The 20,485-nt window shown below is 64.7% G+C and carries 16 protein-coding genes and 3 pseudogenes; 10 read left to right on the top strand and 9 right to left on the bottom strand.

Annotated features, from left to right (window positions below):
- The first annotated feature begins 13 nt into the window (after positions 1–13).
- On the top strand, positions 14–994 hold the full coding sequence (locus ACQVLG_RS02775) for a carbonic anhydrase (protein ID WP_474292762.1): 981 nt from the start codon (positions 14–16) through the stop codon (positions 992–994).
- Here ACQVLG_RS02775 and ACQVLG_RS02770 read toward each other — a convergent pair.
- The 3 genes and pseudogenes from ACQVLG_RS02770 to tsaE all read right to left on the bottom strand — a co-directional run bounded on the left by ACQVLG_RS02770 (position 991) and on the right by tsaE (position 3,693).
- Positions 991–1,827, bottom strand: a complete 837-nt coding sequence (locus ACQVLG_RS02770) for a D-hexose-6-phosphate mutarotase (RefSeq protein ID WP_474292760.1) — start codon at positions 1,825–1,827, stop codon at positions 991–993. The two genes, ACQVLG_RS02775 and ACQVLG_RS02770, sit on opposite strands and share 4 nt — an antisense overlap.
- A 14-nt stretch (positions 1,828–1,841) precedes the next feature.
- A pseudogene (locus ACQVLG_RS02765) lies at positions 1,842–3,241 on the bottom strand (N-acetylmuramoyl-L-alanine amidase).
- Positions 3,205–3,693 (bottom strand): tRNA (adenosine(37)-N6)-threonylcarbamoyltransferase complex ATPase subunit type 1 TsaE, encoded by a 489-nt coding sequence (gene tsaE / locus ACQVLG_RS02760; protein WP_474292758.1) that lies wholly within the window; start codon positions 3,691–3,693, stop codon positions 3,205–3,207. The pseudogene ACQVLG_RS02765 and the gene tsaE overlap by 37 nt, the downstream one beginning before the upstream one ends.
- A 78-nt stretch (positions 3,694–3,771) precedes the next feature.
- Between tsaE and queG the strand changes: the two genes are divergently transcribed.
- Complete coding sequence (gene queG / locus ACQVLG_RS02755; RefSeq protein ID WP_474292757.1) at positions 3,772–4,863, top strand: tRNA epoxyqueuosine(34) reductase QueG; 1,092 nt, start codon at positions 3,772–3,774, stop codon at positions 4,861–4,863.
- A 12-nt stretch (positions 4,864–4,875) separates the two neighbouring features.
- Here queG and ACQVLG_RS02750 read toward each other — a convergent pair whose 3' ends face one another.
- Positions 4,876–5,253 (bottom strand): DUF3052 family protein, encoded by a 378-nt coding sequence (locus tag ACQVLG_RS02750; protein WP_230539958.1) that lies wholly within the window; start codon positions 5,251–5,253, stop codon positions 4,876–4,878.
- A gap of 218 nt (positions 5,254–5,471) precedes the next feature.
- Between ACQVLG_RS02750 and ACQVLG_RS02745 the strand changes: the two genes are divergently transcribed.
- Positions 5,472–6,029, top strand: coding sequence for a PadR family transcriptional regulator (locus tag ACQVLG_RS02745; protein WP_474292755.1), 558 nt, complete (start codon positions 5,472–5,474; stop codon positions 6,027–6,029).
- A gap of 23 nt (positions 6,030–6,052) precedes the next feature.
- Positions 6,053–6,880, top strand: coding sequence for a siderophore-interacting protein (locus ACQVLG_RS02740; RefSeq protein WP_230539956.1), 828 nt, complete (start codon positions 6,053–6,055; stop codon positions 6,878–6,880).
- A 132-nt stretch (positions 6,881–7,012) separates the two neighbouring features.
- Here the strand turns inward: ACQVLG_RS02740 and ACQVLG_RS02735 are convergent, their stop codons facing one another.
- Entirely contained in the window at positions 7,013–7,597 is a 585-nt protein-coding gene (locus tag ACQVLG_RS02735) for a response regulator transcription factor (RefSeq protein WP_230539955.1), read from the bottom strand.
- 30 nt (positions 7,598–7,627) lie between these two features.
- Entirely contained in the window at positions 7,628–9,652 is a 2,025-nt protein-coding gene (locus tag ACQVLG_RS02730; protein WP_474292753.1) for a PAS domain S-box protein, read from the bottom strand.
- Positions 9,653–9,797: 145 nt separating this feature from the next.
- Here ACQVLG_RS02730 and ACQVLG_RS02725 point away from each other — a divergent pair, with 145 nt between their 5' ends.
- From ACQVLG_RS02725 to ACQVLG_RS02700, 6 genes and pseudogenes are all read left to right on the top strand, one after another.
- Positions 9,798–10,790, top strand: coding sequence for a TRAP transporter substrate-binding protein (locus ACQVLG_RS02725; protein ID WP_230539988.1), 993 nt, complete (start codon positions 9,798–9,800; stop codon positions 10,788–10,790).
- Between the two features lie 117 nt (positions 10,791–10,907).
- Positions 10,908–11,479, top strand: a pseudogene (locus ACQVLG_RS02720) (TRAP transporter small permease).
- Positions 11,476–12,756: a TRAP transporter large permease gene (locus ACQVLG_RS02715; protein ID WP_034746868.1), complete on the top strand. Its 1,281-nt coding sequence runs from the start codon at positions 11,476–11,478 to the stop codon at positions 12,754–12,756. The pseudogene ACQVLG_RS02720 and the gene ACQVLG_RS02715 overlap by 4 nt, the downstream one beginning before the upstream one ends.
- Before the next feature lie 424 nt (positions 12,757–13,180).
- Entirely contained in the window at positions 13,181–13,681 is a 501-nt protein-coding gene (locus ACQVLG_RS02710) for a methylated-DNA--[protein]-cysteine S-methyltransferase (protein WP_474292751.1), read from the top strand.
- Positions 13,678–14,595: a site-specific tyrosine recombinase XerD gene (xerD, locus tag ACQVLG_RS02705; protein ID WP_442906700.1), complete on the top strand. Its 918-nt coding sequence runs from the start codon at positions 13,678–13,680 to the stop codon at positions 14,593–14,595. The genes ACQVLG_RS02710 and xerD overlap by 4 nt, the downstream gene beginning before the upstream one ends.
- A gap of 83 nt (positions 14,596–14,678) precedes the next feature.
- Complete coding sequence (locus tag ACQVLG_RS02700) at positions 14,679–14,864, top strand: hypothetical protein (protein ID WP_076567759.1); 186 nt, start codon at positions 14,679–14,681, stop codon at positions 14,862–14,864.
- A 65-nt stretch (positions 14,865–14,929) separates the two neighbouring features.
- Here ACQVLG_RS02700 and ACQVLG_RS02695 read toward each other — a convergent pair whose 3' ends face one another.
- The 3 genes and pseudogenes from ACQVLG_RS02695 to ACQVLG_RS02685 form a co-directional block, all read right to left on the bottom strand.
- A complete protein-coding gene (locus tag ACQVLG_RS02695) occupies positions 14,930–16,207 on the bottom strand; it encodes a TolC family protein (RefSeq protein ID WP_474292749.1) in 1,278 nt (425 codons plus the stop codon).
- Positions 16,194–19,303, bottom strand: a pseudogene (locus ACQVLG_RS02690) (efflux RND transporter permease subunit). Before ACQVLG_RS02690 ends, ACQVLG_RS02695 begins: the two are co-directional and overlap by 14 nt.
- On the bottom strand, positions 19,296–20,429 hold the full coding sequence (locus ACQVLG_RS02685) for an efflux RND transporter periplasmic adaptor subunit (protein WP_474292747.1): 1,134 nt from the start codon (positions 20,427–20,429) through the stop codon (positions 19,296–19,298). Before ACQVLG_RS02685 ends, ACQVLG_RS02690 begins: the two are co-directional and overlap by 8 nt.
- Positions 20,430–20,485 lie beyond the last annotated feature (56 nt).

The following is a 20,485-nucleotide window of genomic DNA, read 5'->3' as shown; positions in this document are numbered from 1 at the left end:
CGCGATGGCGGCCATGGCAAGCGCCAAAGATGCCCCCGCCTCGGCGAGCGCCGCCGCATCCGCGCCCATGTCGGCGTCGGCGCGCGCGGCCGCCATGAAAACCCTGACGGAATCGGTCAAGGGCAAGGAGGCCAAGGCGCCTGTCGTCGTCGCGCCCACGGCGCGCGAGAAGGAAGAAGCGCCCGAAGTCGACCTGTCCGAACGCATCGCGGCGCGCCTGGCGGAAATGCGCGCCACGCAGGCGGCCCGCGCCGCTGCCCGCGCCAAGCGCGCCGCCGTGGTGAAGGCTGCGCCGCCGCCACCACCGCCCGTGCCGCGTGGCACGCACTGGTCGTACGAGGGGGAAAGTGGCCCCGCCAACTGGAGCAAGATCAATGTCGACTGGGCCAAATGCGGCAATGGCAGCCGCCAGTCGCCGATCGACATCCGCGACGGCATGAAGGTCGAGCTCGAACAGATCAGCTTTGACTACCACCCCTCGTCGTTCAGCGTAGTCGACAATGGCCACACGGTGCAGGTGGGCGTGAGCGGCGGCAATTACATCACGGTGCAGAACCGCATGTTCGAGCTGCAGCAATTCCATTTCCACCGCCCGTCCGAAGAGCGCATCAATGGCAAGGCGTTCGAGATGGTGGTGCACCTGGTGCACCGCGACGCGGAAGGCCGGCTGGCCGTGCTGGCCCTGCTGCTGGAGCGGGGCGCGCCGCAAGCGACCATCCAGACCGTGTGGAACAACCTGCCTCTGGAAAAATTCGAGACCATGCAGCCGACCATTTTGCTCGATCCGGCCGAGATGCTGCCGGCGCGGCGCGACTACTACACGTATATGGGATCGCTGACTTCGCCGCCGTGCAGCGAGGGCGTGCTGTGGCTGGTGATGAAGCAGCCGGTGCAGGCATCGCCGGCGCAGATGGCGCTGTTCAGCCGTTTGTATCCCTTGAATGCGCGCCCGGTGCAACCCGGTAATGGACGCATCATCAAGGAATCGAATTAAACGAATTCAAGGCGCTGGCGGCCGCTCCATGCGGCGCCGGCGGCCAGCGTATCGGGCTGGATCAGGGCAGGTTCGATGCAGATGAAATGCTGGTATTCGTCGTCGGCCAGGTCGGGCAGGGCGGCAGCGTCTTGCGCGCCCGGGTTCCATACGACGGCGTCCGTAAAGCCCTGCTGCTCTAGGCGCAGGGTGGCGGTGCCCGCCTGCAGGGTCAGGGCGCCCGGCAGCTGGTAGTAGATGCGGTCCAGCTTGTCCGAAAATTGCAGCTCCTCTTCCGCCTGCAAGGCATCTTGCGGCGTCTCGTCCGAATAGCGCACGCGCTGCAGGCCTTTGACGCGCGCCTCGCTCAACTGATCGATCGCAAAATAGCTGTGCAGGGCAGCCGAGAACGGAAATGCCTGTTCGCCCGTGTTGTGCACGGACAGGTGCAGCTCCAGCGACTGCGCCTTGACGGCCACGCGCAGGCGCAACGTGAACGCGTAGGGCCAGCTTGCGGCGATCGCTTCCGGCAAGTCAGCCGCGGTCAGGGCAAATTGCGCCCATGCGGCGCCATCGTTGTCGCCGCTCGATTCCAGCTGCCACGTCGACACGCGCGCAAAGCCGTGGCGCATGCCCGTGCCGCGCGCGCCGAACTGGGGGAAGATCACGGGTACGCCGCCCCGGATGGCGCGGCTGCCGTCGAGGGCGGAATCGCGGCTGCAGAACAGGCGCTCCTGGCCATCGCTGGTTTGCCACGACACCAGGTGGCCGCCGTACAGGGTGACGGTCGCCTGCGCGCCGTCGGCGGCGCGGATGGTCACGGCCGGCAGCTGGCCAAAGGTGCTGTTGCTCATGCTAGGCTTTCATGTCAGGTCAAACGGCTTTTCGCCAGCGGCGGATTCTTCGCAAAGTAATTCTTGATGCCCGTGACGATGGCGTCGGCCATCTGGTCCTGGTAGCCGTTGTCGGTCAGCTTGGCTTCTTCTTCCGGATTCGAGATGAAGGCCGTTTCGATCAGGATGGAAGGGATGTCGGGCGCTTTCAGCACGGCGAAGCCGGCCTGCTCGACGGAACCCTTGTGCAGGCGGTTGATGCCGCCGATTTCGCGCAGCACGGCCTTGCCCAGCTTCATGCTGTCATTGATCTGCGCCGTCGTCGACAGGTCGAGCAGCACACTGGCCAGCTGCTTGTCGTGGTTCTTCACGTTCCGCCACCGATCAGGTCGGCCTGGTTTTCCTTGTTGGCCAGCCAGCGTGCGGCCGTCGAGGTGGCGCCTTTTTCGGACAGCACAAAGACGGACGAGCCGCGCGCCGTCGGCTGGATGAAGGCGTCGGCGTGGATCGAGACGAACAGGTCGGCCTGCACTTTGCGCGCCTTTTCCACGCGCATGCCCAGCGGGACGAAGAAATCGGCGTCGCGCGTGAGCATGACGCGCATGTTCGGTTGCAGTTCCAGCTTGGTCTTGAGGCGCTTGGCGATGGCCAGCACCACGTCTTTTTCGCGGCTGCCCCGGCTGCCCATGGCGCCCGGGTCTTCGCCGCCGTGGCCGGGATCGAGCGCGATGGTAATCATGCGCACCACTTTCTGGCCCGGCAGGGGCCGCGCTTCCGGGCGCTGTTCCGGGCGGATATCGGGCACGGGCGGCACGATGGGTGCTACCGGCGGCGCCACGGCGGCCACGGGCGGCTTGCCGCTGTCGGGCAGGGGCAGCGCGGGCGGCGGCGTATGCGTGCCGGCCATGGGCGGCTTGGCGGGGTCGCTCGACCAGTCGCCTTTTTCGATCATTTGCGCGATCAGGTCCGGCTCGCGCACGGGATACAGGTCGAAGATCAAACGGTGATTGTAGGAGCCGGCCGGCGGCAGGGTAAACAGCTGCGGCGTGACTTCCTCTTTCAGGTCGAAGACCAGGCGCACGACGTTTGGCCGGTTCTGGCCCACGCGCACCTGCTTGATGTAAGGGTCGTTCGACTGGATCTTTGCCACCAGGCCCTTCAAGGTGGGATTGAGTTCCAGCCCTTCGATGTCGACCACCAGCCGTTCCGGGTCCTTGACGATGAAGTGGGTCGCCTTGAGGATGCTGTCGTTTTCCAGGGTGACGCGCGTGTAGTCCTCGGCCGGCCAGACGCGCACGGCGAGGATTTGCGCCGCCATCGCCGACATGGGCGCGAACACGGACAACAGCAGGGTGCCGCCGGCCTTGAGTACCGTGCGCCGGGTGATGGGCGAGGAGATCAAAGGTTCGGGGCGAATTTGAGACGGTGAAGGCATGACAGACCCAATTCAGAAGACGCTTGCAATTCTACATCACGTCCTGTACCCGCAACGCTCAAATAAACATTCAGGTCGGCCGGCGGCAGCACCGGTTCGGCTTTCTCCGGCCATTCGACGATGCAGATATTGCGGCCGTCGAAGTCTTCGCGAAAGCCCGCGTCGAGAAATTCCTCGGCGCTGCCCATGCGGTACAGGTCGAAGTGGATGACGTTGACGCTCTGGCCGTCGACTTGCACCGTGTACGGTTCGGACAAGGTGTAGGTGGGGCTTTTGACGTGGCCCGCATGGCCGGCCGCGTGCAGCAGGGCGCGCGTGAGGGCCGTCTTGCCGGCGCCCAGGTCGCCGTGCAGGTAGATCGCCAGGCCCGGCGCCAGCGCGCGCGCCAGCGCGGCACCCAGCGCGGCGGTGCCGGCTTCGTCGTGGAGGTGGGCTTTGAAGTGTTCGGTCATTATCTTCCGTATCGCATAAAATGGAGGCTGCTGTCATTGTAACCGCCCGCGCGCCTGCCGTTTTCCGTAAAGTCCCCTATGTCCGCCACCACCACCGATCTCGCCGTCCTGGCGCGCACCATCAAGGAATGGGGGCGCGAGCTGGGTTTTGCCGAGGTGCGCATCGCCGACGTGGATCTGTCGCACATGGAAGCGCCCTTGCAGGCGTGGCTCGATGCAGGGTATCACGGCGAAATGGATTACATGGCCAGCCACGGCATGAAGCGCGCGCGCCCGGCCGAACTGGTGCCGGGCACGGTGCGCGCCATCAGCGCTCGCATGAATTACCTGCCGCCGGCGCTGGGGCCCGACTGGCGCGCGCACGAGGCGGCGCGCGACGCCGATCCGTCGGCGGCCGTGATTTCCGTGTATGCGCGGGGCCGCGACTATCACAAGGTGATGCGCTCGCGCCTGCAGCAGCTGGCCGAGCGCATCAAGGGCGAGATCGGCGACTTCGGCTACCGCGTCTTCAGCGACTCGGCGCCCGTGATGGAAGTCGAGCTGGCGCAAAAGGGCGGCTTGGGCTGGCGCGGCAAGCACACCTTGCTGATCAACCGCCAGGGCGGTTCCTTCTTTTTCCTCGGCGAGATCCTCATCGACGTGCCGCTGCCCGTCGACCCGCCGGAGCCCCCGCGCTGCGGCCAGTGCTCGGCGTGCATCACGGTGTGCCCGACGCAAGCCATCCTGGGGCCGTACCAGCTTGACGCGCGCCGCTGTATCTCCTACCTGACGATTGAGCTGAAGGGCGCGATTCCCGTCGAGATGCGCCCCCTGATCGGCAACAAGGTGTACGGCTGCGACGATTGCCAGACCGTCTGCCCATGGAACAAGTTCGCCCAGCGCGCCGTCGTGCCCGACTTCGACGAGCGCCACAGCCTGGGCAGCGCCGGCATGGTGGAGCTGTTCGCCTGGACGGAAGAGGAATTCAACCGCCGCATGGAAGGCAGCGCGATCCGCCGCATCGGCCACGAACGCTGGCTGCGCAACCTGGCCGTCGGCATGGGCAACGCGGCCACCAAGGCCCGTGGTCAGCCCGACATCGTCGCGGCCCTGCTGTCGCGCCGCGCGCACCCGTCGGCCATCGTGCGCGAACACGTCGAATGGGCGCTGGCCTTGCACGGCATCGCTTGACCTTCGTCTACATTAAACCTGCTTCAGGCGCAGCGCCGACCACTCGCTGTCGATGGCGACCATCGCCACGCTGTCGAGTCCCACGGATTGCGCAAAGTCGCGGATAGCGTCGCGGTGGATGTCGCTGCCCGCTTTTATGCCACCCTTGCGGTAGGCCACCCAGACCGTGCCGCCGGGCGCCAGGCGCGCTTGCGCCGCCGGCAGGAACTGCTCCAGTTCCGTGCGGCTGCGCGCGAACAGCAGTAGCCAGTCGGCGCGCTCTCCCTCACTCGCTCGCCGCTCGGCAGGCAACTGCGCCAGCAGGGCGGCATGCTCGCCGCAGTCATTGAGCACGGCCAGGGCCTTGGCATTTTTCACATACATTTTTTCAGCAACGGTTTTTTCAGGCATGGCATGGGCGTGTCGGTTGGGAAAAGACGAGCATAACAAATTTCTCCTTGACTTATCGATATATCGTTATAAAATGTCGATACCTACTAACGATATATCTTTAAAGAGAAAACATGAGAAACTCACACCACGCAGAACACGGCCACGGCGGCCATCATCATCACGGCCATTGCGGCCAGCACCACCACCACCATGGCGAACATCGCCACGAATACTACATGCATGGCCGCGGCCCGCGCGGCTTCGACGAGCGCGGTGATGGCATGGGCGGCATGGGCGGCGGTCCTGGCGGGCGGGGCGGCCGCGGCGAACGTGCCGAGCGCGTTTTCGGCCGCGGCGACTTGCCGCTGATCGTGCTGGCGCTGATCGAAATCAGCCCCCGCCACGGCTATGAAATCATCAAGGCCATCGAAGAGCGTTGCGGCGGCGCCTACGCCCCCAGCCCCGGGGCCGTGTATCCGACATTGACCTTGCTGGAAGAGCAGGACCATGTGACGTCCTCCGAAAGCGCCAGCGGCAAGAAGCTTTACACGATCACGGACCTGGGCCGTGCGTATCTCGACGAGAACCGCGCCCAGGTGGACGGCATCCTGGCCCGCCTCGACATGTTTGCCCGCGTCCAGGCGCGCAATGCCTTGCCCGAGCGCGTGCGCCAGGCCATGCACACCCTCAAGCATGCGCTGTTGCTGAACAAGACCAGCTGGAGCGAGGCGGAAGCCGAGCGTGTCTCCGCCGTGCTGGAACAGGCGGCGAACGCCATCGTCGACGGCCACTGAGCCCACTTTACAAGGACAAGCACATGACCACTGCACCACAAACAGCACCCCGCCCGCACGCCATCGAGCGCGTGCGCCACGATTTGAAATTGCGCGTGCTCACCGTCGTGCGCACCGAGCAGCTGACGCCGCACATGCGCCGCATCACACTGGCGGGCGATGACCTGGACGGCTTTGTCTCGCCCGCGCATGACGATCACGTGAAACTGTTCTTCCCCGCGCCGGGCCAGGCCACGCCCGTGTTTCCCGTGCTGGGTAACGGCGCCAACCCGATCCAGTACGCGGAAGGGCCGCGCCCCATCGCCCGCAACTACACGCCGCGCCGCTACGACGCCGCACGGCGCGAGCTGGAAATCGACTTCGTGCTGCATGGCGACGGGCCTGCATCGCTGTGGGCGGCGCAAGCGGCGCCCGGCCAGACCCTGGGCGTGGGCGGCCCGCGCGGCTCCATGCTGGTGCCGCTCGACTTCGACTGGTATGTGCTGGTGGGCGACCAGACGGCCTTGCCGGCCATCGCCCGCCGCCTGGAGCAGCTGCCGGCCACTGCGCTGGCTATCGCCGTGATCGAGATCGTCGAAGACGGCGAGCAGATCGCGCTCGAGTGCGCGGCGCAGTTGGATGTGCGTTGGGTGGCGCGCAATGGCCGCAAGGGACCGCTGCTGCTCGACGCCTTGCGCCAGATCGCGCTACCGTCAGAGGGAGATGGCTACGTGTGGGTGGCGTGCGAGCATGCGCAGGTGCAGGGTTTGCGCGGGCATTTCATCGACGCCGGGGTGCCGAAGCAGCATCTGCACGTGGCCAGTTACTGGAAGCATGGGGCGGCGGAGCACCATGAGCATCACGATGCGTGATGGTAGTGGTGTCGGGTTACGCGCTTTGCGCTAACCCGACCTACGCCGACCTACGTTGCAATATACGGCGTAGGTTGGATTAGCGGCGCGCAAGCGCCGCGTAATCCAACATCACTGCAATTATTACCGCAACTACTTCAACAACCCCGCCAGCTCCACCGCCGTCTTGACCTGCATCTTGTCGAAGATATGCGCGCGGTGGACTTCCACGGTGCGCATGCTGATGCCCAGCTTGTCGGCCACCACCTTGTTCATCTTGCCCGCCAAAATCAGGTCCAGCACTTCGCGTTCGCGCGTCGACAGGGTGGCCAGGCGCGCGTGCACGGCGGCCAGTTCGCCGGCCTGGCGCGAGTTGGCCAGGCCCTGCTGCACGCGGTCCATCAGGTCGTTGTCGTTGAACGGCTTTTCAAAGAAGTCGAAGGCGCCCCGTTTCAGGCTGTCGACGGCCATCGGCACGTCGCCGTGGCCGGTGAGGAAAATCACGGGCAGGCGCGCCGTCAGGTCGCGCTTGACCAGCTGGTCGAACATGGCGATGCCGTTCATGTCGGGCATGCGCACGTCGAGCAGCACGCAGTCGCCGGCGGCGTCGAAGCCGCCGTCGAGGCTATCGAGGAATTGCTGGGCGCTGGCGTAGCTGCGCGCCTCGATGCTGCGCGAGGCGGCCAGCCAGGACAGGGAGTCGCGTACGACCTCTTCGTCGTCGATAATGTGTAGCATGGTGTCTCCGGCTTGTCGTTTCGTTATTCGTTATGCGTTATTGCCTGGTGCGGCGTGCGGCGCGGCCGGCACGCTGAAGGTAAAGATGGTGCCGCCAGCGGGATTGGCGCCGAAGGTCAGCGCGCCGCCGTGAAATTCGATGGCGGTGCGGCAGATGTTCAGGCCCATGCCCATGCCTTCGGACTTGGTCGAGAAAAACGGCGAAAACAGCCGCTCGGCCACGTCCACCGGGATGCCGTGGCCATGGTCGATCACGTCCACCGTCACCATGCCTTGCTGCGCGTCGTGGCTGGCCCGCAGACGCATGATACGCCGTCCGGGCGCCGCATCCTGCATGGCCTCGATGGCGTTGCGCGTCAGGTTCAGCAGCACTTGCTCGATCATCACGGGGTCGGCGCGCAGCAGCGGCAGATCGGGCGGCAGCTCTTCCTGGATGGTGACATAGTATTTGCGCGCCTGCAGGTCGATCAGTGCGCGGATGCCGTCGATCAGGGTGCGGATGGCGATATCCTGGCGCTGCGGCTCGCTCTTGCGCACGAAATCGTGCACGCTGCGGATGATCTGGCCGGCCCGCTGCGCCTGCGCGCTGGCCTGCTCCAGCGCCGGTTTCAATGTATTCGGCTCGACGGGGGTACCGCTGTCGATGGCGCGGCGGATCAAATTCAAGGCCCCTGTCGTGTAGCTGGAAATGGCCGCCAGCGGCTGGTTCAGTTCATGCGCCAGCATCGACGCCAGCTCGCCCATGGTGGCCAGGCGCGAGCTCGTTTGCAGCTTTTCCTGCTGCTGGCGATTCAGTTCCTCGACGCGCTTGCGATCCGAGATGTCGAGCACGGAACCCATCCATCCCGTCTGCTGGCCGTTCTTGTCCACCAGCGGCGCCTCGAAGATCAGCACGGCCACGCGCGTGCCGTCCGGGCGCTGGAAATAGGTTTCGAACTGCGGCGTGGGATTGCCGGCCAGGGCCTTGACGAAGCGCTGCTGGTATTCCTCCAGCGCCTCCGGCACCCAGTAGGGCATGGGCGGCAAACGCCCGAGGATTTCCTCGGGCGGATAGCCGACGATCTGGCAAAACGCGGGATTCACGTAGGTGACTCTTCCTTCCAGGTCGCGCGCGCGCATGCCCGTCACCAGCGAGTTTTCCATCGCCGTGCGAAACAGCATCTGCTGGCGCAGCGCGCCCTCGGCCACCAGGCGGCGCGAGATGTGGCGCCACAGGGCCAGCAAGCTCCATAATAAACCCAGCGACAGGGCGATGACGGAGCCGACCAGCAGATTGGGCAGCAGCTTGGGCTGGCTTTTCACGCTGTCGGTAAACAGCGTGATGCTGGCGCCGGGCACGTCGAGGGCGCGCTTGTGCGTGTACACGCCGTGGCCGGGACCGGCGGCGGCGCGCCGCGCCAGCACCTTGTCGTCGCGGTCGATCAGCGAAATCTGGTTATCCTGCGCGAACCACCACGGCACCATTTCATCGAGCAGGCTGCTGATCTGATAGGTGGCCACCAGGCTGCCGACATAGCGTTGACCATCGAACAGGGGCTGGTGGTAATCCATCAGCATGGCACCCGGTGGCGCGTCGGGAAAGCCCGTCTGCTGCGAGGGCTGGGCGTACTGGCCCCGGTGCAGGCGGCGCGCATTGTCGGCCGCCGTCAGCGAGGCGGGAGAAAACGCCAGGGCGTGCGGCGGATTGCTGTCGCTGGTGGCCAGCACCTTGCCGCTCGTGTCGAGCCACAGCACGCGCTGCAGTTCGCGGCCATTGCGCAGCATCTGCTGCAGCCGTTCGTGCACTTTTTCCGCCGACAGGGAGCCGCTGGCGATGTCCACGCCCAGGTTGAACAGGCTTTCCTCGTTGCGCGCCAGCTGGAAACGGATGGTTTGCTCGACCCACAGCGTGTCGGCGATCAATTGCTCCTGGCGCTCGTTGCTTTCCATCTGGCGCGCCTGCCAGGGCAGCCAGAACAGGACGGAGAGGAACAGCAGCAGCAGGATGACGGGCAGCAGCCAGCGCATCGGACTCGATAGCTTGAAGCGGCGCGCAAGGGTGGGGGGAGTCGGCATGGCTGGCAGGGTAGCGGCTTATCGGGAAGCGGCTATTGTGGTTAACCACAATAGCCGAGGCAGTTTCTTTGGCACAATATTCAAATAGACAAATAATAAAGTTTTTCTAAAAACCACTCAGGAGACAAAAATGCAACTGCCACCAATGAAAACCCTGTTCGTCGCACTGTGCGCGGCCATCGGCGCCACCGCCGGCGTCCATGCCTATGCGCAAGCGCCCATCGTCATCAAGTTCAGCCACGTCGTGGCCACCGACACGCCGAAAGGCCAGGCCGCCGAACGTTTCAAGCAACTGGCCGAAAAAGCCACGAATGGCAAGGTCAAGGTCGAACTCTACCCGAACAGCCAGCTGTACAAGGACAAGGAAGAACTCGAAGCGCTGCAGCTGGGCGCCGTGCAGATGCTGGCGCCGTCGCTGGCCAAGTTCGGCCCGCTGGGCGTGAAGGAATTCGAAGCCTTCGATCTGCCCTACATCTTCCCTACCAAGACGGCGCTGTACAACGTCACGGAAGGTGAAATCGGCAAGAGCCTGCTGAAAAAGCTGGAACCCAAGGGTATCACGGGCCTGGCCTACTGGGACAATGGCTTCAAGGTGATGTCGGCCAACAAGCCGCTGCACACGCCGGCCGATTTCAAGGGCCTGAAAATGCGCATCCAGTCGTCGAAGGTGCTCGACGCGCAGATGCGCGCGCTGGGCGCCAATCCGCAGGTGCTGGCCTTCTCGGAAGTGTATCAGGCGCTGCAGACGGGCGTGGTCGACGGCACGGAAAATCCGCCATCGAATATGTACACGCAAAAGATGCATGAAGTGCAAAAGCACGTGACCGTATCGAACCACGGTTACCTGGGCTATGCCGTCATCGTCAACAAGAAATTCTGGGATGGCTTGCCGCCCGATATCCGCGGACAGCTGGAAAAAGCCATGCGCGAGGCGACCACGTTTGAAAAAGCCATCGCCCAGCGCGACAACGACCAGGCCCTCGACGCCATCAAGAAAGCGGGCAAGACGCAGATCTACACGCTGACGGTGCAGGAACAGGCCGAGTGGCGCAAGGCGCTGGCGCCCGTGCAGAAGGCCATGGAAGGGCGCATCGGCAAGGATCTGATCTCGGCCATCAACAAGGAAAGCGCGAAGTAAGCCGCGCTGGCCGCGCCACCGGGCGCGGCTTTCAGGGACATCCCTGTCTTTCTGCAGCAACGGCACCTGCGCGTCCTGCGCGGGTGCCAGCGTACCCGCATTCTTTGAAAGTCCACCATGAAATTTCTGGATCACCTGGAAGAGTGGCTGATCGCGTCCCTGATGGGCGCAGCCACCTTCATCATCTTCGTGGCGGTCGTGCACCGCTACCTGGCAGGCTTGCCGATTCCCGGCCTGCAAGACTTCCTGATTCAAATCAACACCAGCTGGGCCCAGGAACTGTGCATCTACATGTTCGTCTGGATGGCCAAGTTCGGCGCCGCGTATGGCGTGCGCACGGGCATCCACGTGGGCGTCGACGTCCTGATCAACCGCATGAACCCCCGCTGCGCGACCGTTTCATCGTCTTCGGCCTGGCCGCCGGCGCCTTGTTTACGGGCATCGTGGGCACCCTGGGCGCCAGCTTCGTGTGGTCTATCGGCCACACGGACCAGACTTCGGCCGACATGGAAGTACCGATGTGGCTGGTCTACCTGGCCGTGCCGCTCGGTTCCTACCTGATGTGCTTCCGTTTCCTGCAGGTAATGGTGCATTTCATCAAGACGGGCGCCCTGCCAAAACACGACCACTCGCATGTCGAGGGCCTGGAAGACGAACTGACGGCGGAAGAAAAAGGAGCCAAGGCATGAACGCGCTGATTATTTTTGTGCTGCTGCTGGCGCTGATGCTGACCGGCATGCCGATCTCCATCTCGCTGGGCCTGACGGTACTGACGTTCCTGTTCACCATGACCAGCGTGCCCATCGAATCGGTGGCCCTGAAGATCTTCACGGGCATTGAAAAATTCGAAATCATGGCCATCCCGTTCTTCATTTTGGCGGGTAACTTCCTCACGCATGGCGGAGTGGCGCGGCGCATGATCAACTTCGCCAGCTCCATGGTGGGACACTGGCACGGAGGCCTGGCGCTGGCCGGCGTGATGGCGTGCGCGCTGTTTGCGGCCGTCTCCGGCTCCAGCCCCGCCACCGTGGTGGCGATCGGCTCCATCATCTTGCCGGCCATGGTCAAGCAGGGCTATCCGCGCGGTTTCGGCGCCGGCGTCATCACCACCTCGGGCGCGCTGGGCATTCTGATTCCGCCATCGATCGTGATGGTGATGTATTCCGTCAGCACGAATACCTCTGTTGGCAAGCTGTTCATGGCGGGCGTGATTCCCGGCATGATGCTGGCCATGCTGCTGGGTCTGACGACGTGGTTTTTGGCGCGCAAGCACAACTATCCGCGCATGAAAAAGGCCAGCTGGGGCGAGCGTTTCGTGACGTTCAAGAAAAGCGCCTGGGGCCTGCTGCTGATCGTCATCGTCATGGGCGGCATCTATTCAGGCGCCTTCACGCCGACGGAAGCGGCCGCCATGGCTGCCGTGTACGCCTTCATCATCGCCGTCTTCGTCTACAAGGACTTGAAAATCAAGCAAGTGGGCAAGGTCTTGCTCGATTCGGCCGCCATGTCGGCGATGCTGTTGTACATCATCACGAATGCCGTGCTGTTCTCGTTCCTGATGACCAGCGAAAACATCCCGCAGGCGATGGCCGAATGGATCACGGGCAAGGGCCTGGGCGTGATCAGCTTCCTGCTGGTGGTCAACGTGCTGCTGTTGTTGGCTGGTAACGTCATGGAGCCGTCGTCCATCGTGCTGATCATGGCGCCGATCCTGTTCCCCGTCGCCATGAAGCTGGGCATCGACCCCGTGCACTTCGGCATCTTGATCGTGGTCAATATGGAAGTCGGCATGTGCCATCCGCCCGTGGGCCTGAACCTGTACGTGGCGTCCGGCATCACCAAGATGGGCATCTCGGAGCTGACCGTAGCCGTGATGCCGTGGCTGCTGACGATGCTCGCCTTCCTGGGCTTGATTACCTACGTACCACAAATCTCGCTGTGGCTGCCAAATTTAATTTACAACTAAAACAGTTGTCCCCGTCATGGTGCAAAAAAAGTCGATCCGGCCGAATAAATGCGCTATGATGGGCAGCCTTAAGGGGAAACACGTATATGCATATACGCCCCGGTAGCAAGGCTGAAATACAGAATTGGCAACAAGGTTAGTGGGGGAGTGGTCTATAAAAACGGTATTGATACCGGGGATATATTGAGGAGACACACGTTTCACAGAAGTTGTTGAGTCATAGCTGTCTGCGGCCACAAGCCGGCACCGGCGGACCCAAACGACCGGGAACGTGAAGCAATATTTGAAGCGCACCGGCTGGTGCGCTTTTTTTTCGTGCGCAGGAAACGTCCGCCGGCACGCCCAAAGTCGGTGCATAATTCCCGTGGCGCCGTTTCCGCGCCGGCAGGTTGCATATATGCCACACTTGAATAATGATCAGCAGATGAAAAAACAACAGGGCAGTGAACTGTTCAGCGCCATCGTGGCCGCGCCGTTCGGCGCCATGGGCGTGCGCGCGCAGGATGGCCAGTTGCGCGAACTGGTGTATTTGCCGCCGCACTTCGACGAGAAAGCGCCGCAGGATGCCGTCTCCGAGCGGGCGTGCCAGCAACTGGCGCGCTATTTCCTTGATCCCGATTATGTCTTCGACCTGCCGCTGGCAGACGCGGGCAGCGCCTACCAGCAACGCGTATGGGCGGCGATCGCCGGGATTCCGCGCGGCCAGGTGCGCACGTATGGCGACGTGGCGCGCCTGATCGGCTCGGCCCCGCGCGCCGTGGGCCAGGCCTGCGGCGCCAACTGGTTTCCCGTGGTGATTCCCTGCCACCGCGTGACGGCCGCCGGCGGCCTGGGCGGCTTTGCCCATCACGACGATGCGACGGGATTCCACCTGGGCGTCAAGCGCTGGCTGCTGGCGCATGAAGGCGTGGAAGCGTACCGATGATGAACAGCCTGCTGGCGCCCGACAACGCCACCCTGATCGACGAATTCTGCGACAGCCTGTGGCTGGAAGACGGCCTGTCGAAAAACTCGCTCGATGCCTACCGGCGCGACATGCGGCTGTTCGCCCGCTGGCTGGAAGTGGCGCGGCCCGGGCGCGAGGGGCTGTACGAGGTGTCCACGGCCGACATCGAGGCGTATTTCGCCGCCCGCCACGACGAGAGCAAGGCGACGTCGTCGAACCGGCGCCTGTCCGTGCTCAAGCGCTTTTACCAGCTGGCGCTGCGGCACAAGCATATCGCCGCCGACCCGTGCCTGAAGATGGTCTCGGCCAAGCAGCCGGCGCGCTTCGTGCACACCCTGAGCGAAGCGCAGGTGGAAGCCTTGCTGGCGGCGCCCGACGTGAGCACGCCGCTGGGCTTGCGCGAGCGCACCATGCTCGAACTCATGTATGCGAGCGGCTTGCGCGTGTCGGAACTGGTGGACTTGCAATCGGTGGAACTGAGCCTGAACGATGGCGTGCTGCGCATCACGGGCAAGGGCAGCAAGACGCGCCTGGTGCCGTTCGGCGAACAGGCGCGGCTGTGGATCGAGCGCTACCTGAAGGAAGCGCGCGGCATCATCCTCGACGGTCAGATGGATGACGCGCTGTTCGTCACACGGCGCGGCGGCGCCATGACGCGGCAAATGTTCTGGGTCATCATCAAGAAACACGCGCTGAGCGCCGGCATCACGGCGCCGCTGTCGCCGCACACGCTGCGCCATGCGTTCGCCACGCATCTGCTCAACCATGGCGCGGACTTGCGTGTTGTGCAATTGTTACTGGGGCACTCTGATATTTCCACCACGCAAATTTACACGCATGTGGCCCGCGAACGGCTGAAACTGCTGCATGCGCAGCATCATCCGCGCGGCTAAACATTTGGTGTTTGGTCCAATTACGTCATAATGTGCCCTATGTGCTTATCTGTAACAATAAAAAACTAAAGAGGTAGTAGTAAATGGCCAAGACAAATTTCCAATACGAAAAACGGCAAAAAGAGCTGGAAAAGAAGAAGAAAGCCGAGGAAAAAGCCAGACGCAAGCTGGAAGCGAAGAACAATCCGAAGCCGGCCGACGGTGAAGAGGGCGCCGAGGGTGAAGAGCCTGAAGCGGACGACACCGACGCTCCCGCCCAGCCGCAGTAATTCCCCGTTCCTGACGACCGGTGCGGCATCGCCGCGCCGGTCTCCCCGCGTTTCCCCTTCCTCCGCTACAAGCTCGGCCGCTGGCCGATGGCCAGTTGCAGCTGCGTGCTGGCGATGGCCGCATCGGCGCGCGCCTGCACATAGCCCTGATACGCCTCATCGGCCGAACGCTGCGCCGCCAGCCATTCCAGCAGCGAGGCATTGCCTTTGACGTAGGACAGGCGCATGCCGTCGACCACCTTTTGCGCATCGACCAGCACGCCGTCGCGGTAGCGCGCCAGCCTGTCCTGCGCCGCACGCAGCTGCCGCTGTGCCGTGCGCACCTGCGTTTCCGCTGTCAGTTCCGCCTGGCGCAGGGCCAGCATGGCCTGCGTGACGCCCGCTTCCGCCTGCACCACGTCGCCCTTGTCGCGCCGCGACAGGGGGATCGGAATGGCCAGCGAGAGGCTCAATGCGCGTGAGCGCGGCGACCCGTCGACGGGATTGCCGCCGGCGTCAAAACTGTCATGGTAGCCGCGCGCGGCGGCCAGGCCCACGGTGACGGTCGGGTCGACGGCGCGGTTGGCGCGCACGAGCGCCGCGCCGTCGCGCAGATAGTCCAGGGTGGCGCGGGCGATGCGCACGTCGCTGCGCGCGCCGAGCGCCTGCGGCACCAGCACGCTGGCATCCTGGTTCTCGTACGCGGCGAAGTCGCACGCCAGCTGCGCGTCCGGGAACAGGCTGTCGAACTGGCGGCCCAAGGGCGGCGACAAATTCAGCATGGCGCTATCGGCCTCGCTGCGCGCCTGCGCCAGGTCGGCCTGGAACTGGTCGCGTTCCACGCGCGACTGCAGCAGCTCGATGCCGCCCACGTCGCCCGCCTTGCGCCGCACGGCATTCGCTTCGACGACTTTCGACAGGGCCGCCATGGTCTGCTCCTTGCGCGCGAGGACCTCGCGCGTGCGGCACGCTTCCGTGAACGCGGCGGCGGCCGTGCCATACAGTTCACTTCTGAAGCCAGCCACCGTCTCCTCGGCCAGCGCGACATGGCTCTGTGCGGATTTTAAGCGCGCCGCGCGCTTGCCGCCCGTCTCGATGGCCATGCTGATGGCGGGATTCCACGTGATGGGACGGTGTTCGACGCTGCGCACGGTCTCGCGCGTGGCGCCCAGGGTAAATTCGGGATCGGGACGCAGGCCGGCGATGCCGATGCCGGCCTTGGCCGAGACGATGTCTTCCTGCTGCGCCTGCAGTTCCAGGCTGTGGCTTTCCACGGCGGACAAATAGGTCTCGAAGGACAACGGGGCGGCGCTGGCGCAGGGGGCGATCAGCCAGGCCGCCAGCATTACATTAAAACGTGTCATGGTTCACTCCTTCGGTATCGATCCGGCGTTGCTGTACATACGCCTCGATCAGGTAATACAGGGCCGGCAACAGCAGCAGGGTCAGTGCCGTCGCCGTCAACAGGCCGCCCACCACGACGGTGGACAGCGGGCGCTGCACGTCGCTGCCCAGGCCCGTGGCCAGCATGGCCGGTGTCAGCCCCAGGCCGGCCACGGTAGCCGTCATCAGCACGGGGCGCATGCGGTCGCGCGCGCCTTCCAGCACGGCGTCGCGCAAGCTCATGCCTTCGTCCGCACGCAAGCGGTTGATCTGCGCCAGCATCAGCACGGCATTGAGCACGGCCACGCCGAACAGGGCGATGAAACCGACGGCGCTCGACACATTCAGGGTCATGCCGCGCAGGTGCAGCGCGGCCAGGCCGCCCAGCATGGCCAGCGGCACGGCCAGCAAGACCAGCGCGGGCTGGCGCAGGTTGCGGAACTGGCCAAACAGCAGCAGGAACATGGCGCCCAGGGTCATCGGCAGGATCAGGGCCAATCGGCTTTGCGCGCGCTGCAGGTTTTCGAACTGGCCGCCCCATTCGACGCTGATGCGCTGGTGCTCGCCCGCCACGGCTTGCGCCACCAGCGGGCGCGCTTCGGCCAGGAAGCTGGCCAGGTCGCGCCCGCGGGCATTCAGGCGCACGATGATGTGGCGCCGTCCCATTTCGCGCACGATCACGCTCTCGCCCGAGGTGGTGCTGATGGTGGCGACCTGCGCCAGTGGCACCCTGGCACCGTTGGCGGCCGTGAGCTTCAGGCTGGCGATGGCGTCCGGGCTGGAACGCGTGGCGGGCGGGAAGCGCACGGCGATGTCATAGCTTTTTTCGCCCACGTACAGCTGGCCGATGGGCGCGCCGCCGATGCTGGTGGCAATCAGGTCGGCCACGTCGGCCGCGTTGATGCCGTAGCGTGCCGCTTTTGCCCTGTCCAGTTCCACCTTCAGGTTGGGCAGCGGCGGCTCTCCACGTCCACGGCCACGTCGGAGGCACCGGGGACGGTTTTCAGGACGTTGGCCACCTTGCCGGCGATCGCGCGCACTTCATCGAGGTCGTTGCCGAAGATTTTCACCGTCAGGTCGCTGTGCGCGCCCGACAATTTATCCTGCACGCCGTCGATCATCGGTTGCATGAAGGCGACCGTGATGCCGGGCATGCGGGCGAAGCGCGCGTTCATTTTCGCGATCAGCTGCTGCTTGCTCATGCCCGACTTCCAGCTTTTGTACGGATGCAGGCCCACGCTCGCTTCGATGTGCGACGGCGTCCAGTAATCGGTGCCGTCGTCGTTGCGCCCCGTCTGCGTGACGATGGTCGACACTTCCGGGAACTCCAGCGTGGCGCGCCGCAGTTCGCTGGCCATCTCCGACGCTTTGTCCAGGGTGATCCCGGGCGGCATCTGCACCTGCAGCCACAGCGAACCCTCATCGAGGTAGGGTAAAAAATCGCGGCCGATGCTGCCGCCCAGCATGGCAAGCGCTGCGAGCGATCCTGCGCACACCATCGCCACCCAGCGCTTCTTGCCCACCGTACGCTCGAGGAAGCGGCCATACGCGGACGCCAGCTTGTCCAGCGTGCGGTTATGGAAGGTGCGGCGCGGCTTGCGCAGGGCCAGCCAGGCCAGGCCAGGGATCAGCACCAGCGCCACCACCAGCGCGCCCGCCAGCGCTGCGCCCACCGCATACGCCATGGGCGAAAACAGCTTGTATTCGATGCGCTGGAAGGCGAACAGGGGCAGGTAGGCGGCGATGATGACGGCCATGCCGAACATGATGGGCCGCGCCACCTGCAGGGTCGCGTCGATGGCGTCCTGCAGGGTCAGGGGACGGTCCTGCTCCCGTTCGCGGCGGCGCAGCATGTTTTCCAGCACCACCACGGAGCCGTCGACGAGGATGCCGAAGTCGATCGCCCCCAGCGACAGCAAATTGGCGGGAATCTTAAAGTGGTGCATGAAGATGAAAGCGATCAGCAGGGCCAGCGGGATCGTCAGCGCGACGATGGCGGCCGCGCGCGGGCTGCCCAGATACAGCAGCAGCACGAGGGCGACCAGCAGCATGCCTTCGCCCAGGGTAAATCCCACCGTGTGCAGGGTGGCGTCGATCAGCGAGCTGCGGTCCAGGTAGGGCACGACCTTGACGTCCTTCGGCAGCACATTCGCATTCAAATCGTCGACGGCCGCATGGATGCCGGCCAGCGCCTCGGACGGATTGAAATCCTTCAGCAGCAGGGTGATGCCTTCAATGGTGTCCGGGTTGTCATCCTTGCCGAGGATACCGCGCCGCTCGACGTTGCCGTAAGCGAGCTTGCCCAGATCCTTCACCAGCACGGGCACGCCGTCCTTGCTGCTGACGACGACGTTGCCCATGTCGTCGAGCGAATGCAGCAGGCCCACGCCGCGCACGACGTACGATTGCTGGCCGCGGTCGATGACGCTGCCGCCGCCGCTGACGTTGTTGGCGTTGATGGCATCCTTCACCTGCGCCAGCGAAAAGCCGTAGCTGTCCAGTTTTGCGGGGTCGAGTTCCAGCATGAACTGCGTCGTCAGGCCGCCGAAATTGCTGACGTCGGCCACGCCGCGCACCTGCTGCAGGCGCGGGATCACGGTCCAGAACTGCAGCTCGGACAGTTCGCGCAGGGAGCGCGTTTTCGACTCCAGCGTGTAGCGGTAGATCTCGCCCGTGGGCGAGGTGTAGGGATCGAGGCCCGGCTTGGCGTCGTACGGCAGGTTGACGCTGGCGAGGCGCTCCTGCAGCCGTTCGCGCGTGAAGTAGCCGTCGCTGCCATCTTCGAACACCACGGTGATCAGCGACAGGGCGAACAGGCTGCGCGTGCGCAGCACGTGCATGCCTGGCGTACCGAGCAGGGCCCGCTCGAGCGGGATGGTGATCTGCTGCTCGATTTCCTCGGCGCCCAGGCCCGGCACCTGCGTGACGATTTGCGAAGTGACGTCGGCGATGTCGTCGGGATAGGCTTCGATGGGCAGCTGTTTCCAGCAGTAGACGCCGTAGGCGGCGACGAACAGCAGCACCAGCCAGACGATGCCGCGCCGCTGGCAGCAAGTGGCGATGAAACGGTCAATCATTGAGCAGCACTCCTTCCTTGACGACGATGCGTTCGCCCGCTTTCAGGCCAGCGAGGATTTCCACCTGTTCTCCATGGCTGGCGCCCACCTGCACCGTGCGCGGCGTGAATACCAGCGGGCTGCGCTCGACCATCACGCGGGTCGATAGCCCGCTTTGCAGCACGGCGGACGCGGGCACGAGGAGGGCGCGGCGGCTGGCGCCGGCGAATCCCGCATGAGCGAACATCCCCGGCTTGAAGGCGCCGGCGCGGTTGTCGATGGCCACGCGTACTTGCACCGTGCGCGTCTCGGGATCGAGCACGGCGCCCACATACGCGACCTTGCCTTCAAAATCCTTGCCGGGCCAGGCATCGACCTTGATGCGGGTCTTTTGGCCCACTGCCACCTGGGCCAGGTCCCTTTCGGCGACATTCGCCGACAGCCACACGGTGGAGAGATCCGCCACCGTCATGACGGGCGCGTTGATATCGTTCCAGTAGCCGCCCTGGGCGCCTTCCATGGCGATCACGGTGCCGGCGATGGGCGAGCGCAGCACGTAGTCGCGGCGTGTGCCGCGTGTGCCGCGTGCGCCCGCGCCGTACTGGGCCAGCTTGTCGGCGCTGGCCTGGGCGTCACTGCCCGCCTGCGCAAAGGCCGCCTGGGCCGCTTCGTACTCCTTGCGGGCGGCGATTTCCGCCTCGAACAGCGTTTTTTGGCGCTCCAGTTCCTGGCGCGCCTGCAGCAGGGCGGATTTCGCCTTGCTGTCGTCCGCGTAGGCGGCACTCAGCTCCGCCGAGTCGAGCGTGAACAGCGGGTCGCCCGCCTTCACGCTGTCGCCCAGCGCGCGCTGCAAACGCGTGATGCGCCCGGCCAGGGGCGGCGTGATCTTCACCAGTTTTTCCGGCATGGCTACGATGCTGCCCGGCGCCTCCGTCTGCGTGGCGATCTTGTGTTCCTGCACGGCGGCGATCTGCAGGCGCCGGCGCAGCGGCGACATCTTGTCGACGGCGATGCTGCCGTCGTCCAGATGCATCGATTGGACGGGCGGCATGGCTGCCGCCGTCGGTTTGGCGCAGCCGGCCAGGGCCGAGCAGGCGAGAGCGAGGGCGCAGCTGGCGCCCAGGGCGTTGCGGGTGGTCGTGTTCATCCCGTGTTTCCTTGTTATTGATGGTGATGGGGCATGCGTGGATGCCGTGCCCAGGC

This window comes from Janthinobacterium sp. TPC_1 (genome assembly GCF_056037845.1).
Note: the sequence above shows the minus strand (reverse complement) of the source record. Positions and strands in the feature narration are given on the sequence as shown.